Source organism: Streptomyces sp. NPDC002044 (assembly GCF_040296725.1).
GTDB classification, from domain to species: Bacteria; Actinomycetota; Actinomycetes; order Streptomycetales; family Streptomycetaceae; genus Streptomyces; species Streptomyces antarcticus.
Genome location: NZ_JBEOXU010000134.1, coordinates 1 through 16,816 on the forward strand (window position 1 = coordinate 1; position 16,816 = coordinate 16,816).

Consider the following 16,816-nt stretch of genomic DNA (forward strand, 5'->3'; position numbering starts at 1 on the left):
CGCGCCTACGTCGAGCAGGACCTCCACGAGATCTACGAGGGCGAAGTCCGCTACGCCCGCGACGCCTTCGAGGGCCTGCGCCTCATGGACGCCCTCATGGGAGTCAAACGCGGCGTCCCCGGCGCCACCCTGCCGCCCCTCAAACAACGCCGCGTCGCCCGCCGCGACACCGAACCCGCCGAACCCGAGGAGATCACCGAACTCGGCTCCGTCCGCTCCGACGTCGCCGTCGACAACCCCGTCCCCACCCCGCCGTTCTGGGGCACCCGCGTCGTCAAGGGCATCCCGCTGGGGGACTACGCCTCCTGGCTCGACGAAGGCGCCCTCTTCAAGGGCCAGTGGGGCCTCAAACAGGCCCGCAACGGGCCCACCTACGAAGAACTCGTCGAGAGCGACGGCCGCCCCCGCCTGCGCGGTCTCCTCGACCGCCTCCACACCGACAACCTCCTCGAAGCCGCCGTCGTCTACGGCTACTTCCCCTGCGTCTCCAAGGGCGAGGACCTCATCCTCCTCGACGAACGCGGCAACGAGCGCACCCGCTTCACCTTCCCCCGCCAGCGCCGCGGCCGCCGCCTGTGCCTCGCCGACTTCTTCCGCCCCGAGGAATCCGGCCAGACCGACGTCGTCGGCCTCCAGATCGTCACCGTCGGCAACCGCATCGGCGAGGCCACCGCCAAACTCTTCGAAGCCGACGCCTACCGCGAATACCTCGAACTGCACGGCCTGTCCGTCCAGCTCGCCGAGGCCATGGCCGAGTACTGGCACGCCCGCGTCCGCTCCGAACTCGGCTACGCGGGCGAGGACCCCTCCGACGTCGAGGACATGTTCGCCCTCAAATACCGCGGCGCCCGCTTCTCCCTCGGCTACGGAGCCTGCCCCGACCTCGAGGACCGCGCCAAGATCGCCGACCTCCTCCAGCCGGAACGCATCGGCGTCCACCTCTCCGAGGAGTTCCAGCTCCACCCCGAGCAGTCCACCGACGCCATCGTCATCCACCACCCCGAAGCGAAATATTTCAACGCACGCTGAACCCCGCGATCCGGAAAGGAGCCCGACATGCCGGCAGCCGTGGCCGTCACCGCCGAACGCCCCCGCACGTCCGCCCCCGCCACCCTCGGCGTCCGCGAGCTGCTGGCCCAGGGCCGGCAGACCTTCTCCTTCGAGTTCTTCCCGCCCAAGACCGACGCCGGCGAACGCACCCTGTGGGCGGCGATCCGCCGCATCGAACCCTTCGCCCCCTCCTTCGTCTCCGTCACCTACGGCGCCGGCGGCTCCTCCCGCGACCGCACCGTCGAGGTCACCAAGCGCATCGCCGCCGAGACCACCCTGCGCCCCGTCGCCCACCTCACCGCCGTCGGACACACCGTCGCCGAGCTGCGCCACATCATCGGCCAGTACGCCGACGCCGGCATCCGTGACGTCCTGGCCCTGCGCGGCGACCCGCCGGGCGACCCCAAGGGCCGGTGGACCGCCCACCCCGAGGGCCTCACCCACGCCCACGAACTCGTCACCCTCATCCGCCGGCTGGGCGACTTCACGGTGGGCGTGGCCGCCTTCCCCGAACGCCACCCCCGCTCACCCTCCTGGAGCCAGGACGTCCACCACTTCGCCGCCAAGTGCCGGGCCGGCGCCGACTACGCCATCACCCAGATGTTCTTCCACGCCGAGGACTACCTGCGCCTGCGCGACCGGCTCGCCTCCGTGGGCTGCCTGACCCCGGTCATCCCCGAGATCATGCCCGCCACCGACTTCCGCCAGATCCGCCGCTTCGCCGAACTCAGCGACGCCCGCTTCCCCGACGCGCTCGCCCGCCGGCTCGAAGCGGCCCAGGACAACCCCGCCGAAGGCCACCGCATCGGCGTCGCCTACGCGACCGCCATGTCGGAGCGCCTCCTCGCCGAGGGTGCACCCGGCCTGCACTACATCACCCTCAACAAGTCCACCGCGACTCTAGAGATCCATCAGAACCTGAACGTCAGCCCGCACCCAGCCACCACCATCACGGAGTAGATCCCATGGACTTCAAGGTCGCCGACCTCTCGCTCGCGGACTTCGGCCGCAAGGAGATCACCCTGGCCGAGCACGAGATGCCCGGTCTGATGTCGATCCGCGCCGAGTACGCTGCCGCCCGCCCCCTGGCCGGTGCCCGGATCACCGGCTCCCTGCACATGACCGTGCAGACGGCCGTGCTCATCGAGACCCTCGTCGCCCTCGGCGCCGACGTCCGCTGGGTCTCGTGCAACATCTACTCCACCCAGGACCACGCGGCCGCCGCCGTCGCCGTCGGCCCGAACGGCACCCAGGACGACCCGCGGGGCATCCCCGTCTTCGCCTGGAAGGGCGAGACGCTGGAGGAGTACTGGTGGTGCACCGAGCAGGCGCTGACCTGGCCCGGCCACACCGGCCCCAACATGATCCTCGACGACGGCGGCGACGCCACCCTCCTCGTCCACAAGGGCGTCGAGTACCAGAAGGCCGGCGCCGTCCCCGACCCCTCCACCGCCGACAACGAGGAAATGGCCCTCGTCCTGGGCCTGCTGGGCACGACCGGCATCGACTGGGCGGCCCTGGCCGCCGACATCCGCGGTGTCACCGAGGAGACCACCACCGGCGTCCACCGCCTCTACGAGATGCACCGAGACGGCACCCTCCTCTTCCCCGCCATCAACGTGAACGACGCCGTCACCAAGTCGAAGTTCGACAACAAGTACGGCTGCCGCCACTCCCTGATCGACGGCATCAACCGCGCCACCGACGTCCTCATCGGCGGCAAGACCGCCGTCGTCTTCGGCTACGGCGACGTCGGCAAGGGCAGCGCCGAATCCCTGCGCGGCCAGGGCGCCCGCGTCATCGTCACCGAGATCGACCCGATCTGCGCCCTCCAGGCCGCCATGGACGGCTACCAGGTCGCCACCCTCGACGACGTCGTGGAAACCGCCGACATCTTCATCACGACCACCGGCAACAAGGACATCATCATGGCCGCCGACATGGCCAAGATGAAGCACCAGGCCATCGTCGGCAACATCGGCCACTTCGACAACGAGATCGACATGGCCGGCCTCGCCAAGATCGACGGCATCGTCAAGGACGAGGTCAAGCCCCAGGTCCACACCTGGAAGTTCCCCGACGGCAAGGTCCTCATCGTGCTCTCCGAGGGCCGCCTGCTCAACCTCGGCAACGCGACCGGCCACCCCTCCTTCGTCATGTCGAACTCCTTCGCCGACCAGACCCTGGCCCAGATCGAGCTGTTCACCAAGCCCTCCGAGTACCCCACCGGCGTGTACGTGCTGCCCAAGCACCTCGACGAGAAGGTCGCCCGCCTCCACCTCGACGCCCTCGGCGTCCGCCTCACCACCCTGCGCCCCGAACAGGCCGCCTACATCGGCGTCGACGTGAGCGGCCCGTACAAGCCGGACCACTACCGCTACTGAGCGGCCCGCCGCACGGACAGATCGCGCCACCGGCTCTCAAGACCCCCTCGAGAGCCGGTGGAACCCCGTGGCCGGGCATCCCGCGGAGTGTCACGATCGGATGTCCGTGCCGAGGGCGAGCACCACTCCCACCACCGCAGATGAGGATGCCCCATGAACACCAACCCGGCTGGTAGCCCCCCGCAGCACCCTGCCGGCGGCCCGAGCCCCTACACAGCCCCTCCGGGCTACTACGCCCCGCCCCAGCAGCCCGTGCCGGCGACCGCCGCGCCGCGCGGCAAGGCGGCCACCGCCCTCCTCCTGGTCTCCACGGTCCTCGTGGGCCTCATGGCGGGCCTCTTCTTCGCCTTCGACGTCTCGGTCATGCCGGGACTCGCGGCGGGCGACGAACGCACCTACGTCACCGCCATGCAGGCCTTCAATCAGGCCATCGACGGCAACGGCCTCTTCGGCATGGCCTTCGTCATCGCCCTGCTGGCCTCCGCCGCCTCGGCGGTCGTCGAATTCCGCAAAGGACGCCGCGGCGTGGCGATCTGGGTCGCGGCGGCCACCGTGGCCTACCTCGTCGTCCTGATGATCACCTTCTCCGTGAACATCCCCCTCAACAACGAACTCGCCGACGCCGGCGACGCCGCGAAGATGACGGACTTCTCCGTCGTCGACAAGTTCAAGGGCACCTGGGTCTCCACCAACATCGTCCGCACCCTGCTGTGCACGGTGGCCCTCACCGCCCTGTCGCGCGCCCTGATCCTCTACGGCCGCGCCACCCGCTGACACCCGGCCGGCCCCGCCAGGTCACCGAGCCCCCACAGACACCACCGCGGCGTCCCCCGGCCCCACCCGGACCGGGGGACGCCGCACGCCGAGGCCCCCCGGGCCCGCCGCCCCTCAGCCCGCCCGGCCGTGCAGGACCAGCGCCCACGCCAGGAAACCGACCGACGCCGTGCACAGCAGGGTCCGCCAGACATTGGCACGCGCCCACGGCCCCTCGAAAGCCCGGCGCACCGCACCCGGGTCACCGATCCGCGCGACCGGGCCGGCCTTCTCCAGCACGTTGTTCAGGGGGATGTTCACCTTGTTGGTCACACCCATCGAGACCACGTAGCAGACCAGCGCCGCGATCAGCGGCGGCAGCACCTCGCGCCCGTCCGAGGGGATGTGCAGGGCCACCGCCAGAGCGGTGAACAGGAACGCGCCGATGTAGCCCAGCACGAACCACCCGTTGAGGATGGCCACGTTGATGCGCTGCATGACCTCGATCACCGTACGGTCGTCGGTGCGCTTCAGCCCGGGCATCACGGAGACGGCGAAGCCGTAGAACAAGCCGCTCACCAGTCCCATCGAGACGGTCGCGGCGATGAGCGAGGCAAGGCGTGCGGTCTCCATCGGGTGTCCCCCTGCTCGTCCGTCCGCGGAGTATCTCGGTCATCGATTCTTCGGGAACGGGTCATCAAATCGTCAAGTCAGGGCGACTATACGGGCGGTAGCGCCCCCGGGGCCGGTCGATTCGACCGATCCTCCACCACCTCTCAAGCCCCCCGCCGCACAGCAGCACCCCGCCCGCCGCACACCAGCACCCCGCCCCCGTCCGCCGCACCACCCCGGTCCGCGCCGGCCGCGAGCCCGGCGGGCCGGACACACCGGGCGCCGAAGCGGCCCGGCCCCCCGGCCGCCCCCGCCCACCGGGCAGGGGCCCGTGCGCGCCGCGACCCCGTCCCCGCCCACCGGGCCGCCCACCGTGCCACGGCGTGATCACCGGCCGGCCGGGGGACCGGCCCGGAGCACCCCCCCGCACCCGCCGCCCCGCCACCCGGCCGACCGGACGCCCCCGGGCGGCGTTCATAATCTCCTGCATGTCCCGCGAACGTGAACCCGACATATCCGTGATCATCGCCGTCTACAACGCGATGCCCTACCTGACCGAGTGCCTGGACTCGGTCGTGGGCCAGACCCTGGGCCTGGACCGGATCGAGGTCATCGCGGTCGACGACGGCTCCACCGACGGCAGCGGCGCGGAGCTCGACCGCTACGCCGCCCTCCACCCGCAGGTCCAGGTGGTGCACCAGGCGAACTCCGGCGGCCCCGGCGGCCCCCGCAACCGCGCCCTGGACCTGGCCCGCGGCCGGTACGCCTTCGCCCTCGACGCGGACGACTACCTCGGCCCCGAAGCCCTGGAACGGCTCCTGCGCATGGCCGACACCCAGAACAGCGACGTCGTCCTCGCCCGGCAGGTCGGCCTCGGCCGGACCGTCTCGGAGAAGGCCCACCGCCACGCACCGGAAGCCGACCTCTACACCTCGGAGGTCTACCGCTCCCTGCACAGCGCCAAGCTCATCCGGCGCGAGATCATCGAGGACGGGCACATCCGCTACCCCGACGACCTCTGGTACGGCGAGGACCAGGTCTTCGTCACCGCCGTCTACCTCGCCGCCCGCAAGATCTCCGTGGTCGGCGACTACGACTGCTACTTCCTGCGCCGCCGCGAGGACGGCCAGAACATCACCTCCCGCAGCCGTTCGGCGAACGAGACGGTCCGGCACATCGAACGCGTCATGGCGCTCGTCGCCGACCGGGTCCAGGACCCCGTCGGCCGCCGCCGCATGATCGGCCGCCACTTCCGCAGCCTGATCCGCACGGCCCTGCGCCCGGCGGTGACCGCCCGCCACGACTACCCGGCGTTCACCGACGAGGTCTACGCCCGCGGCCGGGCGCTCGTCCAGGCGTACTGGACCCCCGACATGGGCGAGGAACTGCCCCGCATCGACTGGATCCGGCTGTACGCGTTCGTCAGCTGCCCGCCGGGCGCCTTCGAGCGGCTGATGGAGTACGACCCGGCGAAGGAACCGCCGGCGGACCTGGCCGAGAACGGCAGGGTCTACCGCTGCTTCCCGCTGTTCCGCGACACGGCCGCGGGCCTGCCCGACGTCCTCTTCGACGTCACGGCCAAGCTCCGGGGCCAGCACCACCTGGCGACGATGACCTGGAAGGGCAGCAGGATCGTGCTGACCGGCCACGCCTACGTGGAAACACTGGGCGCGGGACCGGCGCCCGGCGCCCTGGTGCTCCGCGAACGCGACAGCGGCCGCGAGCACACCGCCGAAACCGTCCCCGTCGCCTCACCGGACCTGGGGGAGGGCCTGGAGACGGCCGGCTTCCGCACCGAGATGAACCTCGCCGCCGTCGACGGGGGCGGCCCGCTCGGACCGGGCACCTGGGACGTGTTCATGGACGTACGGGCCGCGGACGTGACCCGCCGGGTACGGCTCGGACGCAAGCACGCCCCCGAACTGGACCGCACCGCGCGCCGCGCCCGGATCCTGGCCCAGGACCCGCAGGCCGGCACGGAACTGGCGGTGTCCCCCTACTTCACGGTCCACGACAACCTCACCGTCGAGGTGGTCCGCCGCTTCCCGCCGGCATCGGGCTGAGCGGCCTCAACGGCTGCCGTCCTCGTCGCCCTGGTTCTGGTGCTGGTTCTGGTGCTGGTTCTGGTTGTACTGGTCGTGCTTCTGGTTCTCGTGCTTCTGGCTGTTCTCCCCGTGCCCGTCCTCCTGCTCCGTCTTGTCCGTCTCGTCCGTCTTCTTCTCCGTCTCCTTGAAGCCGCTGCACTGGGTGCGGTCGTTGCCCTGCGACACCGTGTAGCTGCCGTTCTCCACGTTCATCATCTGGAACCCGCCGTCGGCGCCGATGGCGAACGAGCCGCCCGCGGCGGTCGGCGAGGACAGGAACGCGGTGCCCGGCGTGAAACCGCCGCCGGAGAGGTGCACCGTGCCGCCGGGCAGGACACCGGAGATGGAACAGGTGGCGGTGGGCGCGGCGGCCGCCGGGCCCCACGCGAAGGCGGCGGGCGCGGCGATCAGCGAGCCGGCCATGAGGGACGTGAGCAAGGAGAGGCGTACGCGTCGGTTCATCATGGTTCCTCCCGGAAGGGAGCCAAGGGAAAGAACGGCAGCGGAAGACACGGCCGCACCCCTGAGGTGCGGTCCTCCCGCGGGGCCCGCGCCCCGGGGCCGGGCCGCCGGCGGATGCCGGCAGGCGGCCGGGGCAGGAGCCGGGTGGCCGCGAAACGGCCGTCGCCCCCATCCTCCCCCGGCCGGCCCGGGGTGTCGACAGGCAGCCCGGGCCGCACCGGACACCACGGCCCGGCAGACCGGTGCGGCCACGGCACTAGCCTGGACCGCACGCACCGCCCGGCAGGGGCCGGCGGCCGGGTAGGCACGGAAGGAACCCCCCATGGCCCGCATCACCCTCGTCCAGGGAGACATCACCGCCGAACCGGCGGACGCGCTGGTCAACGCGGCGAACTCCTCCCTGCTCGGCGGCGGGGGAGTGGACGGAGCCATCCACCGCCGCGGCGGCCCGGAGATCCTGGACGCCTGTCGCGCCCTGCGCGCCTCGCACTACGGCAAGGGCCTGCCGGCCGGCCGGGCGGTCGCCACCACGGCGGGCCGCCTCCCCGCCCGCTGGGTGATCCACACGGTGGGACCGGTCTGGTCCCGCGAGGAGGACCGCAGCGCCCTGCTGGCCTCCTGCTACCGGGAATCGCTGCGCGTCGCCGCCGAACTGGGGGCCCGTACGGTCGCCTTCCCCGCCATCTCCACCGGCGTCTACGGCTGGCCCATGGACGACGGGGCCCGTATCGCGGTCGAAACCGCCCGCGCGGCCGCGGCCGCGCCGGTGGAGGAGGTCCGCTTCGTGCTCTTCGACGCGGCGGCCCACGCGGCCTTCACCGCGGCCCTGGAACACGCCTGAGGGGGACGCGGCCCGGTGCGTACGCGAACCCCCGGACGCACCGGGCCCGCGGGTGCGTAGGCGCCTGGCGCCGGACGGGGCCTCAGGGCGCCGTGGAGCCGCTCGCGCGGACGATGCCGTCGAGTTCGGTGTCGATCCACTCCCGGTCGGCCCCGCGCGCCGGGGAGGGGGAGACGGCGTTGTCCACGACCGCCCAGCCCTTGCCGCCGTCGGGCGAGGTGACCTCGACCAGCCGGTGGTCGAGGTGACCGGTGATCATCACCGCCATCAGGGACAGGTACTCGCGCTGCAGCTCGGGCGCGAGCTCGCCGTCCCCGGGCAGCTCCAGCACGGCCTGGTGCCCGTCCCCCAGCAGCCGGCAGGTGGTCTCCACCGCGCGGATGAGCAGCGCGAACCGCTCACCGCTCAGGCGGGCCCGCAGGACCTCCAGGTACGCGCCCAGGACGTCGTTCTCCTCGGCGTCCCCCGGGTCCGCCGGATGACTCTCGGTCATGTCCCACCCCTCCCCGGACGGCCGTGTCCCCAGGCAGTCTAGGCAGCCTGCGCCACCCCCAGGGCGTTCTTCGGCCATCCGCCCCGCCTCCCCGCCTCCGGCCGCCGCGGGGCTTCCGGGACGTGAGGAGACCGGGCGGACGCGTGCGCCCTCCCGCGGCCCCCGCACACCCCCCAGCGGCACCGAATATGCCATCCGCCTATTCGAAACGAATACACTTTCGGTATTTTCGGGATGAATTAAGTATCATCCCTCGCCCTACATTGACAGTCCGCTGCGCTCTGAGAGTTAATTACTTCGCGGGTGGCCGGATGTGGTCGCGTGTCGGCGGGAACTGGTCAGTACGCGACTGCTTCCTTCCGGCGGCGTCAGTGTGCCGCCGTGACGATGCCGCAGCAGAGGGGTGTTTCCGACGCGGGACGATCACGATTGTAGATTGAGCGGGTATTGGCACATCAGATTCTTTTATGGGGGGATCAATGACCCGTCTCGACTCTTTCTCCGTTCCTGATTTCCACCTTCCGTTCGGGAACTCCAAGCACCCGCAGGCCGCCCGGGCGAACGCCGAAGCCACGTCCTGGGTGGTGCGGCACGAACTCGTCACCGACGCCGTGGAACAGTTCGCGGGAATCGGCTTCGGCCACCTCGCGGGCCGCGTGAGCGGTGAAGTCCCCTACGAGAAGGTCGTGTTGCTCGCCGAATGGATGGCCTGGTCGTTCGTCCTCGACGACCAGCACGACCACCTCATCCGCACGGGCGACGTCGCGGCCTGGGATCCCGTCACCGCCGCGATCACCGAACACCTGCGGACGGGGCGGACCAGCAGCGCGTCGGCCCGCCGCAACCCGCTGGTGAGCGGGTTCACCGACCTGTGCGACCGCATCCTGGACGGCATGACCGACCTGACCGCGGCCCGCTACCGGGCCCACGTCCCCCTCATGCTGAACTCCCTGGACCAGGAGGCGGGCAACCGCGGCGCGGGCGGCGGCAGCGCGGGCGGCGCGGGGCGCCCGGCCGTCCAGGACTACGTCCTCATGCGCCGCCACAGCTCCCAGCTGCTGCCGATGATGGACATGGTGGAGGCCGGGCTCGGCCTCGAAGTGCCGCAGCACATCCACGACCTCCCCGAGTTCCAGGCGCTCATCGCGAGCGCCGTGGACGTCATCTCCTGGGGCAACGACGTGTTCTCGCTGCCGAAGGAGTACGCCTGCGGCGACAACAACAACCTCGTCTCCCTCATCTCCTTCTGGGAGAAGTGCTCGCTCGCCGACGCCGTCCGCACCGTCGAGGGCCGCATCCAGACCCGCATCGAGGAATATCTGGCCGGAGAACGACGCCTGTCCGAGACCCTGGACACCCTGGGGGAGACGGACCCCTCGGTCCGCGCCGCCGTCACCCGCTGCGTGCGCAGTTACGAGGACTGGATGATCGGCGCGGATCTGTGGCAGCGTTACGAGTGCACGCGGTACAGCGACGAACGGTTCGCGGCCGGGCTGGAGTCTGCGTACACCCGCCCGGACCTGGTCTCCGTGGCATGACAGGGAGTCCGACCATGGCGCACCCGCAGCAGCCCGGCCCGGCGGTCCAAGCCCCCCTGGCCCCGGGGCGGTTACCGCTCCTGGGCCACGCGCTGCACCTGTGGCGGCAGCCGATCGCGTTCCTGGAGTCCCTGCGGGACCACGGCGGCGTCGTACGGCTGGAGATCGGCACGTGGCCCGTCCACGTCCTCACCACCCCCGAACACGTCCACGCCGTACTGGTCCAGCAGGCCCAGAAGTTCGGCCGCGGCAGGGTCTTCGACCGGCTCCGCCCGATGTTCGGCAACGGCATCGTCACCACCGACGGAGAGTTCCACCGCAAGCAGCGCCGGATGATCCAGCCGGCCTTCCACCGCAGCCACATCGCCCGCTACGCCGAGGCGATGAGCCGCCAGGCGGAGACGATGTCCGCCTCGTGGACGGCGGGCCGCGAAGTCTCGATGGTCACCGAGACCCGCCGGTACGCCCTGTCCTCGGTCGCCGAGATGATCTTCTCGGGGGACCTGAGCCGCCCCGCCGTCGCGGAGGTGCACCGCTCGCTGCCCATCGTCCTGGAGGGCATGCTCGCCCGCGCCGTCATGCCCAAGTCCCTGGACCGGCTGCCCATCCCGCTCAACCGGCGCTTCGACGCGGCCGCCGCACGACTGCGCGCGATCATCGACCAGGTGATCGCCCAGTACCGCGCCGAAGGACAGGACCGCAGCGACCTGCTGTCCCTGCTGCTGTCCGGCACCGACGCGGAGACCGGCGCGGCCATGGAACCCGAGCAGGTACGGGACGAGGTGATCGCCATCATGTTCGCCGGTACGGAGACCTCGGCGACCACCCTGGCCTGGATCTTCCACGAACTCGGCCGCCACCCCGAGGTGGAGAAGCGCCTGCACGCCGAAGTCGACGCGGTGGTGGGCCGGGGCCCGGTCCGCCCCGCCGACCTCTGCCGCCTGACCTACACCAACAACGTCTTCCAGGAGGCGCTGCGCCTGCACTCGCCGCTGCTGTTCACCCGGCGGTCCCTGGTCCCCCTCACCCTCGGCGGCGTCTCCATCCCCGCCGGGGCCGAACTGGGCTACAGCCCCTACGCGTTGCACCGCGACCCCGCGCTCTACCGCGACCCCACCGTCTTCGACCCGGACCGCTGGCACGAGGACGGGGGCGAGCGGGCGCGCGACCACAAGTACGTCCCGTTCGGGGCCGGCCAGCACAAGTGCATCGGCGACTCGTTCGCGGTGGCCGAGATCCTGACCGCCGTGGCGAGCGTCGCCGGCCGCTGGCGGCTGGTCCCCGCCCCGGGCGTCACGGTGCGCGAGGTCCCCGCGGGCATCCCCCAGCCCAGCGAGCTGCCGATGATTCCGGTACCGCGACACTGACGCGATCGGACCGATCGCGTTCTTCTCCGGGGTAATTCTCGCCAATTCTTTAACGTAACAGCGCAATGAAGTCGGCCGAGGGTACAGGATTGTCCCCGTACGAGTGGCGAGATACCGCAATAATAACTTTAAGACGCAACATCTCGCTCCCGCGCCGTACACTCGGCCGCACGCGCAGGAGGGGGCAAGAATGTCACACGGCACAGAACCCAGAGGAGGGGCTTCCCAGCCCCTCCTCGAACGGGAAGTCGAAATTCTGGCCATCCACCGCGCGGTGGACGACCTCTTCGGCGCCGCCGACCGCACCGTGGCCACCCGCCGCGGGGGAGTACTGACCTTCGCGGGATCCCCCGGCATCGGCAAGACCACCCTGCTCGGCGAAGCCCGACGGCACGCCGCCGACCGCGGCTGCACCGTCCTGTTCGCCCGCGGCGGCGAACAGGAGCGCCAGGTCCCCTTCCACGTCATGCGCCAGCTCATCCAGCCGACCTTCGCCGCCATGAGCGAGGACGCACGCCGCGACGTCCTCGGCACCTGGCACAGCATCGTCGCCCCGGCACTGGGCCTGACCGCCGCCCCCAAAGGCCCCACCGCACCCGACCCGCAAGGCGTACGCGACGGCCTGGACTGGGTCGTCACACATTTAACCGTCCGCAGCGCACCCGTCGTCATGGTCCTCGACGACGCCCACTGGGCGGACGCCGAATCCCTGGCCTGGCTCACCGCCTTCGCCGCCCGCGCCGAAGAACTCGCCATGCTCATCGTGGTGGCCTGCCGCCCCGACGAGATCCCCGCCGACGCCGCCTCCCTGCGCTCCCTCATGGGACGCCAGGGCACCCGCCCCCACGAACTCGCCTCCCTCACCACGGGCGCGGTGGCACGCATCGTCCGCGACACCCTCGGCGAAAACGCCGACGACATGTTCTGCCGCGAATGCTGGGCCATCACCGGCGGAAACCCCTTCGAGGTCGTCGAGCTCGCCATGAAGGGCCGCGACCGCGGACTCACGCCCCACCAGGACAACATCCCCCAGCTCCGCGACCTGGCCTCCGCCGTCAAGGGCAGCGGACTCATCGACCGCATCGAGCAGCTCGGACCCTCCACCGTCCGCCTCGCCTGGGCCGCCGCGGTCCTGGGCACCGCCGTCCCGACCGGCATCGTCGGGAGCGTCGCCGCCCTCGGCGAGGCCCAGGCCGCCCAGGCCATCGACCAGCTCCGCACCGCCCGCGTCCTGACCGTCCTCACCGGACTGCGCCGCAAGGAAGTCGTCGACTTCTTCCACCCCCTCATCGCCACCGCCGTCTACCGGTCCATCCCGCCCGGCGTCCGCGTCGCCATGCACGGCATGGCCGCCCAGGCCCTGGTCGACGACGGGCACGGCGCCGCCGCGGCCGCCCGCCACCTCCTGGAGATGCACCCCGAAGGCGACCCCTGGGTGGTCCAGCAACTGCGCCAGGCCGCCCGCGACAGCTTCTCCGCGGGAGCCCCCGACGCCGCCCGCCGCTACCTGGCCCGCGCCCTGCGCGAACCGCCCGGGATCGACGACCGGGCCGAGGTGCTCTTCGAACTCGGCTCCGCCAACCTCCTGCACGACCCCCACACCACCATCAACCAGCTCAGGACGGCGCTGGAGGAGCCCAAGACCGAGCAGAGCCTGCGCGAGGCGATCACCTACCGGCTCGCCCAGGCCCTCGGCCACACCGGCCAGCTGGCGAAAGCCGCCGCCCTCCTCGCCGAGGAGGCCCGGCGCGCCACCAGCTCCCGCACCCGGCTGCGCATGCAGGCCGAGCAGTTCAAGTGGAACTCGGTCCGCGTCGACGAGGAGAACTCACCCGCCCGCTCCCGCCTCCTCGCCCAGTTCGCCAAACGGATCACCGGCCGCGGCCTCGCCGAGCGGCACATCCTGGGCCTGCGGGCCTGGGACGCCGCCCTGCGCGGCGAATCCGCGGTCACCGCCCTGGAGTACGCGCAGCAGGCACTGGACGGCGGCATGAGCTGGACCGACCAGGACTTCGGCTTCGAAGTGCCCGCCGTCGTCGCCCTCACCCTCATGTACTGCGACCAGCCGGGCCGCGCCGAGGAACTCTTCAACAGCGCCGTCGTCGACTTCGAGTCCAAGGGCTGGCGCGGCGCACACCTCTCGTTCGTCTACACCCTCCTCGGCTACGTCCGCTACCGCCGCGGACGCCTCGCCGAAGCCGAGGACTTCGTCCGCAACGGCCTGCAGATCGCCGACCGCATCGGACAGGACATCCCCGCCCAGTGGTACGCGATCGGCACCCTCATCGAGACGCTCCTCGCCCGCGGCAACGTCACCGAGGCCAAGAAGGTCGCCCACACCTACAAACTCGCCGACGGCTTCCCCCAGGCCGTCGTCTACCCCGACCCCCAGGCCGTGTGGGGCAAACTCCTCCTGGCCCAGGGCCGCATCGAAGAAGCGGAACAGCACCTCACCACCGTCGGCAGGCGCCTGGACCTCCGCGGCACCCGCAACCCCTCCTGGAGCCCGTGGCAACTCGACCTGGCCCTCGCCCAGGTGACCCACGACCCCGCCCAGGCACGCGCCACGGCCACCGAGGCCGTCGCCCGCGCCCGCGCGTTCGGCGCGCCCAGCATCATCGGGCACGCCCTGCGCGTCGCGGCCACCGCCACCGACCCCGCCCGGTCGGCCGTCCTGCTCCAGGAAGCGGTGGAACACCTCGAACAGTCCCCGGCCGCCTGCGAACTCGCCCACGCACTCATCGACCACGGCATCGCCCTGCACACCATGGGCGACCCGCACCAGGCCGCCCAGCAGCTCTACCGCGGCATGGAGACCGCCTCCGCCTGCGGCGCCGACGCACTCGCGGACCGCGCCCGCGCCCAGCTCGCCTCCGCCGGACTGCGCCCGCGCCGCCTGTACACCTCCGAACGGGACACCCTGACGGTCGCGGAGAACGCGGCGGCCCGGCACGCCGCCCTCGGCCTCGACAACACGGCGATCGCCAAGGAGATGCACACCGACGCCCAGAGCGTCTCGGAGCTGCTGTCCGCGGTCTTCACCAAACTGGGCACCGACCGCCCCGGCCTCCACCGGGCCCTCGAAGGCTGACCGCGCCCCCTCCCGGGCCGGGAGGGACGGCCCCGGCCGCGAGCCCGGTTCAGGAGCCCGCCCATGCGCCGGCGCGCCGCCGTACCCGGGTGGAGCCCGCCGGGCGGCGGCAGTTCGGGAATCCGTGCGGCGGCACGTGACAGGGCCCGGCGGGATGGGGGGGGTATCCGGCCGGGCCCTGGTCTGGGGCGGGGGAGCAGGCGCCGCGGCGCCGGGTTCGTCCCGCACCCACATGTTCGCCCCGCACGGCGCTCCGGTGCCAGCCGGAGCGTGGCATTCGGCCTACCGCACGCCGCCGGCCACCCCGGACGGGTGCCCCGGACGGGTGCCGCGGGAGCGGCGCTGCCGGGGTCCGGCTACGCGGGCTGCGCCGGGGACAGGCCGCCCTCCGGGTCCGCCGGGGCGGCGGCGACACGGGTGTAGTAGACCGAGCGGCCCTGCTTGGAACGCTCCAGGAGACCGCGGGCGACACCCTGCTCGAGGGTGTTGCGGATGATGGTCGGCTGGACCTTGCGCCCGGGGTGCGCGGCGCCGACGGCGTCGGCCACCTCACCGACCGACTTGGGCTCGGACTGCCCGGCGATGGCGGCCGTGACGAGCTCGAGCCAGGACGGACCCACCGCCTCCTTCTTCACCGCGTCCTTGGCCACGGCCTTGCGGGCCCGCGGGGGCTTCGCGGCCGCGCCGCTCCCGGACTCCGCCGCCTTGCCCACACCTCGCGAGGCACTGCGCGCGGAAGGCACCGAGGCACGCTTGGCCCCGCGCTTCGCCGCCGGCGCGGGCTTCGCCGAGACGCCCAGCGCGTTCTGCATCTTCACGAGGACCTTCTCGCTGTCCTCCAGCTGCCCCAGCTCCTCCTGCAGCCGCAGCAGTTCGGTCCGTGCCTGCTCCTGGGCCGCGTGGTTCGCCGCGAGGTCCCCGGAGATCTGCTGCGCGTATCCGTCTTCGACGCGCGTGGCGTTGGTCGCTGAACTCATGTGTTCCTCGTCGTCTTTCGTGAGGGAGATGCGTGACGCGATGGTACGCACCACGCCTGCCCGTGACACGGGATCGCGCACACGGTGCACCGCGGAACACCCTCCGCGTCCAGCCACTATGCCCCGTCGACCGCACACCCACGCACCGCGCACCCCGCCCGCGGCGGACACACACACGCGCCACCGCCCGCCGCTCCGCCACCACACACGACGGCGGCACACCCCAAAGCCGCCGCCGCACACGGAGGTTGGACGCCACGGTGCGGCGCGAACCCTCACCCCCCACCCCGCATCCGCCCGTTCCGATCCGCTGAGAGGAAAACCGCCCGCCGCCCGGCCGACGGCCACGGCCCGTACCGCCGCCGTGCCGGCCGGCGGGGTGCCCCGGACACGACTGCGCATCACACCAGCACGCCGGGGCGGGGGAGGGGCGGCCGCGAAGCGGGCTCACACCCGCCGCTCACACCGTCCGCCCACCGCACCTGCCACCTCACTTCGAACACCCGGGTGAAGGGCCGCGGACGGATCCGGGCCCCGCGCGCGAGGAGCGCCGCGGACGCCGCTCCCCTCCCGTACGCCGCCGTTCGCCACGCGCCCGTGTCCGGGCGGCGGGCGGATTCCGGCCGGACGGGGGTGAGGCGTGCGGTTCCGGGGTGACGCGAGGCGCTGCCGGATCGTTTCAGCCGATGTGAACAAGAGATTCCGCTTTTCTGCGGCCCGGCCCTGTCACCCGGCGACCGGGGCGGCCACCCGCCCGCCCCGCCCCACGTCCGCCCCGCCCCGCACCCGCCCCACCGCCCCGTACGGGGGGCCGGCGTGAGCGCCCGCTCCTTCTACTGGTGCCAGGAGTGCCGCCTCCCGCTCTACGCCACCAGCTCGGGCGTGACCGCCGGGGCCCGCGACTGGGAGATCGACCACCAAGTGCCCGGAGACTGCGTCAACGGGCACCTGATGCCGCTGTCCGGCACGGCCGCCGGACCGGAGGACCTGCCCCACGCCGCCCGCGTCCTGCGCCTCTTCGGCTGCTGACCCCCGGCGTACGGCCAGGGCCCGGGCGGGGCCGTACGCCCGCGGATGCAGCGCGAATGGCTGCGTGAGCGGGGCGTGCGCGACTGGTTCCACCTCCCCTTCGCCTGGTTCGGCGACCGCACCGCCTTCGCGAAC

Annotated in this window: 14 protein-coding genes and 1 pseudogene; 11 read left to right on the top strand and 4 right to left on the bottom strand. The window is 72.0% G+C overall.

Features of this window, described 5'->3' with window-relative positions; translation table 11 throughout:
• The 4 genes from ABT106_RS25605 to ABT106_RS25620 form a co-directional block, all read left to right on the top strand.
• Positions 1 to 1,029 (top strand): vitamin B12 dependent-methionine synthase activation domain-containing protein (locus tag ABT106_RS25605; protein WP_351281609.1); only part of this gene is annotated, 1,029 nt, incomplete at its 5' end.
• Positions 1,030 to 1,056: 27 nt separating this feature from the next.
• Positions 1,057 to 2,010, top strand: coding sequence for a methylenetetrahydrofolate reductase [NAD(P)H] (gene metF / locus ABT106_RS25610; RefSeq protein ID WP_351281611.1), 954 nt, complete (start codon positions 1,057 to 1,059; stop codon positions 2,008 to 2,010).
• 5 nt (positions 2,011 to 2,015) lie between these two features.
• On the top strand, positions 2,016 to 3,434 hold the full coding sequence (gene ahcY / locus ABT106_RS25615) for an adenosylhomocysteinase (RefSeq protein ID WP_351281614.1): 1,419 nt from the start codon (positions 2,016 to 2,018) through the stop codon (positions 3,432 to 3,434).
• A gap of 153 nt (positions 3,435 to 3,587) precedes the next feature.
• Positions 3,588 to 4,208 carry an anthrone oxygenase family protein gene (locus tag ABT106_RS25620; protein ID WP_351281616.1) on the top strand — a complete coding sequence of 207 codons (621 nt, stop codon included), beginning with the start codon at positions 3,588 to 3,590 and terminating at the stop codon, positions 4,206 to 4,208.
• A gap of 114 nt (positions 4,209 to 4,322) precedes the next feature.
• Here the strand turns inward: ABT106_RS25620 and ABT106_RS25625 are convergent, their stop codons facing one another.
• Positions 4,323 to 4,820 carry an anthrone oxygenase family protein gene (locus tag ABT106_RS25625; RefSeq protein ID WP_351281618.1) on the bottom strand — a complete coding sequence of 166 codons (498 nt, stop codon included), beginning with the start codon at positions 4,818 to 4,820 and terminating at the stop codon, positions 4,323 to 4,325.
• A gap of 467 nt (positions 4,821 to 5,287) precedes the next feature.
• Here ABT106_RS25625 and ABT106_RS25630 point away from each other — a divergent pair, with 467 nt between their 5' ends.
• Positions 5,288 to 6,862: a glycosyltransferase family 2 protein gene (locus ABT106_RS25630; RefSeq protein ID WP_351281621.1), complete on the top strand. Its 1,575-nt coding sequence runs from the start codon at positions 5,288 to 5,290 to the stop codon at positions 6,860 to 6,862.
• 6 nt (positions 6,863 to 6,868) lie between these two features.
• On the opposite strand, the gene ABT106_RS25635 is transcribed toward ABT106_RS25630, so the two are convergent.
• On the bottom strand, positions 6,869 to 7,348 hold the full coding sequence (locus ABT106_RS25635) for a hypothetical protein (RefSeq protein ID WP_351281623.1): 480 nt from the start codon (positions 7,346 to 7,348) through the stop codon (positions 6,869 to 6,871).
• Between the two features lie 319 nt (positions 7,349 to 7,667).
• Between ABT106_RS25635 and ABT106_RS25640 the strand changes: the two genes are divergently transcribed.
• The gene (locus tag ABT106_RS25640; protein ID WP_351281625.1) at positions 7,668 to 8,186 is read left to right on the top strand and encodes an O-acetyl-ADP-ribose deacetylase; all 519 of its coding nucleotides are present in this window, start codon (positions 7,668 to 7,670) and stop codon (positions 8,184 to 8,186) included.
• 82 nt (positions 8,187 to 8,268) lie between these two features.
• Here the strand turns inward: ABT106_RS25640 and ABT106_RS25645 are convergent, their stop codons facing one another.
• Complete coding sequence (locus ABT106_RS25645) at positions 8,269 to 8,679, bottom strand: hypothetical protein (RefSeq protein WP_351281628.1); 411 nt, start codon at positions 8,677 to 8,679, stop codon at positions 8,269 to 8,271.
• A 479-nt stretch (positions 8,680 to 9,158) separates the two neighbouring features.
• Between ABT106_RS25645 and ABT106_RS25650 the strand changes: the two genes are divergently transcribed.
• The 3 genes from ABT106_RS25650 to ABT106_RS25660 all read left to right on the top strand — a co-directional run bounded on the left by ABT106_RS25650 (position 9,159) and on the right by ABT106_RS25660 (position 14,675).
• A complete protein-coding gene (locus ABT106_RS25650; protein ID WP_351281630.1) occupies positions 9,159 to 10,217 on the top strand; it encodes a terpene synthase family protein in 1,059 nt (352 codons plus the stop codon).
• A 14-nt stretch (positions 10,218 to 10,231) separates the two neighbouring features.
• Entirely contained in the window at positions 10,232 to 11,584 is a 1,353-nt protein-coding gene (locus ABT106_RS25655) for a cytochrome P450 (RefSeq protein ID WP_351281633.1), read from the top strand.
• 190 nt (positions 11,585 to 11,774) lie between these two features.
• Entirely contained in the window at positions 11,775 to 14,675 is a 2,901-nt protein-coding gene (locus ABT106_RS25660; RefSeq protein ID WP_351281635.1) for an ATP-binding protein, read from the top strand.
• Positions 14,676 to 15,031: 356 nt separating this feature from the next.
• On the opposite strand, the gene ABT106_RS25665 is transcribed toward ABT106_RS25660, so the two are convergent.
• Positions 15,032 to 15,652 (bottom strand): hypothetical protein, encoded by a 621-nt coding sequence (locus tag ABT106_RS25665; RefSeq protein WP_351281638.1) that lies wholly within the window; start codon positions 15,650 to 15,652, stop codon positions 15,032 to 15,034.
• An 816-nt stretch (positions 15,653 to 16,468) separates the two neighbouring features.
• Between ABT106_RS25665 and ABT106_RS25670 the strand changes: the two genes are divergently transcribed.
• Together ABT106_RS25670 and ABT106_RS25675 are read left to right on the top strand one after the other, a co-directional pair.
• Complete coding sequence (locus ABT106_RS25670; protein WP_267726590.1) at positions 16,469 to 16,681, top strand: hypothetical protein; 213 nt, start codon at positions 16,469 to 16,471, stop codon at positions 16,679 to 16,681.
• 45 nt (positions 16,682 to 16,726) lie between these two features.
• Positions 16,727 to 16,816: pseudogene (locus ABT106_RS25675) on the top strand (M24 family metallopeptidase); the annotation flags it as partial.

Excerpts from the sequence above, each read along its gene's own strand:
- metF (WP_351281611.1), top strand. The coding sequence starts at position 1,057 with ATGCCGGCAGCCGTGGCCGTCACCGCCGAACGCCCCCGCACGTCCGCC.
- ahcY (WP_351281614.1), top strand. The coding sequence starts at position 2,016 with ATGGACTTCAAGGTCGCCGACCTCTCGCTCGCGGACTTCGGCCGCAAG.
- ABT106_RS25620 (WP_351281616.1), top strand. The coding sequence starts at position 3,588 with ATGAACACCAACCCGGCTGGTAGCCCCCCGCAGCACCCTGCCGGCGGC.
- ABT106_RS25625 (WP_351281618.1), bottom strand. The coding sequence starts at position 4,820 with ATGGAGACCGCACGCCTTGCCTCGCTCATCGCCGCGACCGTCTCGATG.
- ABT106_RS25630 (WP_351281621.1), top strand. The coding sequence starts at position 5,288 with ATGTCCCGCGAACGTGAACCCGACATATCCGTGATCATCGCCGTCTAC.
- ABT106_RS25635 (WP_351281623.1), bottom strand. The coding sequence starts at position 7,348 with ATGATGAACCGACGCGTACGCCTCTCCTTGCTCACGTCCCTCATGGCC.
- ABT106_RS25640 (WP_351281625.1), top strand. The coding sequence starts at position 7,668 with ATGGCCCGCATCACCCTCGTCCAGGGAGACATCACCGCCGAACCGGCG.
- ABT106_RS25645 (WP_351281628.1), bottom strand. The coding sequence starts at position 8,679 with ATGACCGAGAGTCATCCGGCGGACCCGGGGGACGCCGAGGAGAACGAC.
- ABT106_RS25650 (WP_351281630.1), top strand. The coding sequence starts at position 9,159 with ATGACCCGTCTCGACTCTTTCTCCGTTCCTGATTTCCACCTTCCGTTC.
- ABT106_RS25655 (WP_351281633.1), top strand. The coding sequence starts at position 10,232 with ATGGCGCACCCGCAGCAGCCCGGCCCGGCGGTCCAAGCCCCCCTGGCC.
- ABT106_RS25660 (WP_351281635.1), top strand. The coding sequence starts at position 11,775 with ATGTCACACGGCACAGAACCCAGAGGAGGGGCTTCCCAGCCCCTCCTC.
- ABT106_RS25665 (WP_351281638.1), bottom strand. The coding sequence starts at position 15,652 with ATGAGTTCAGCGACCAACGCCACGCGCGTCGAAGACGGATACGCGCAG.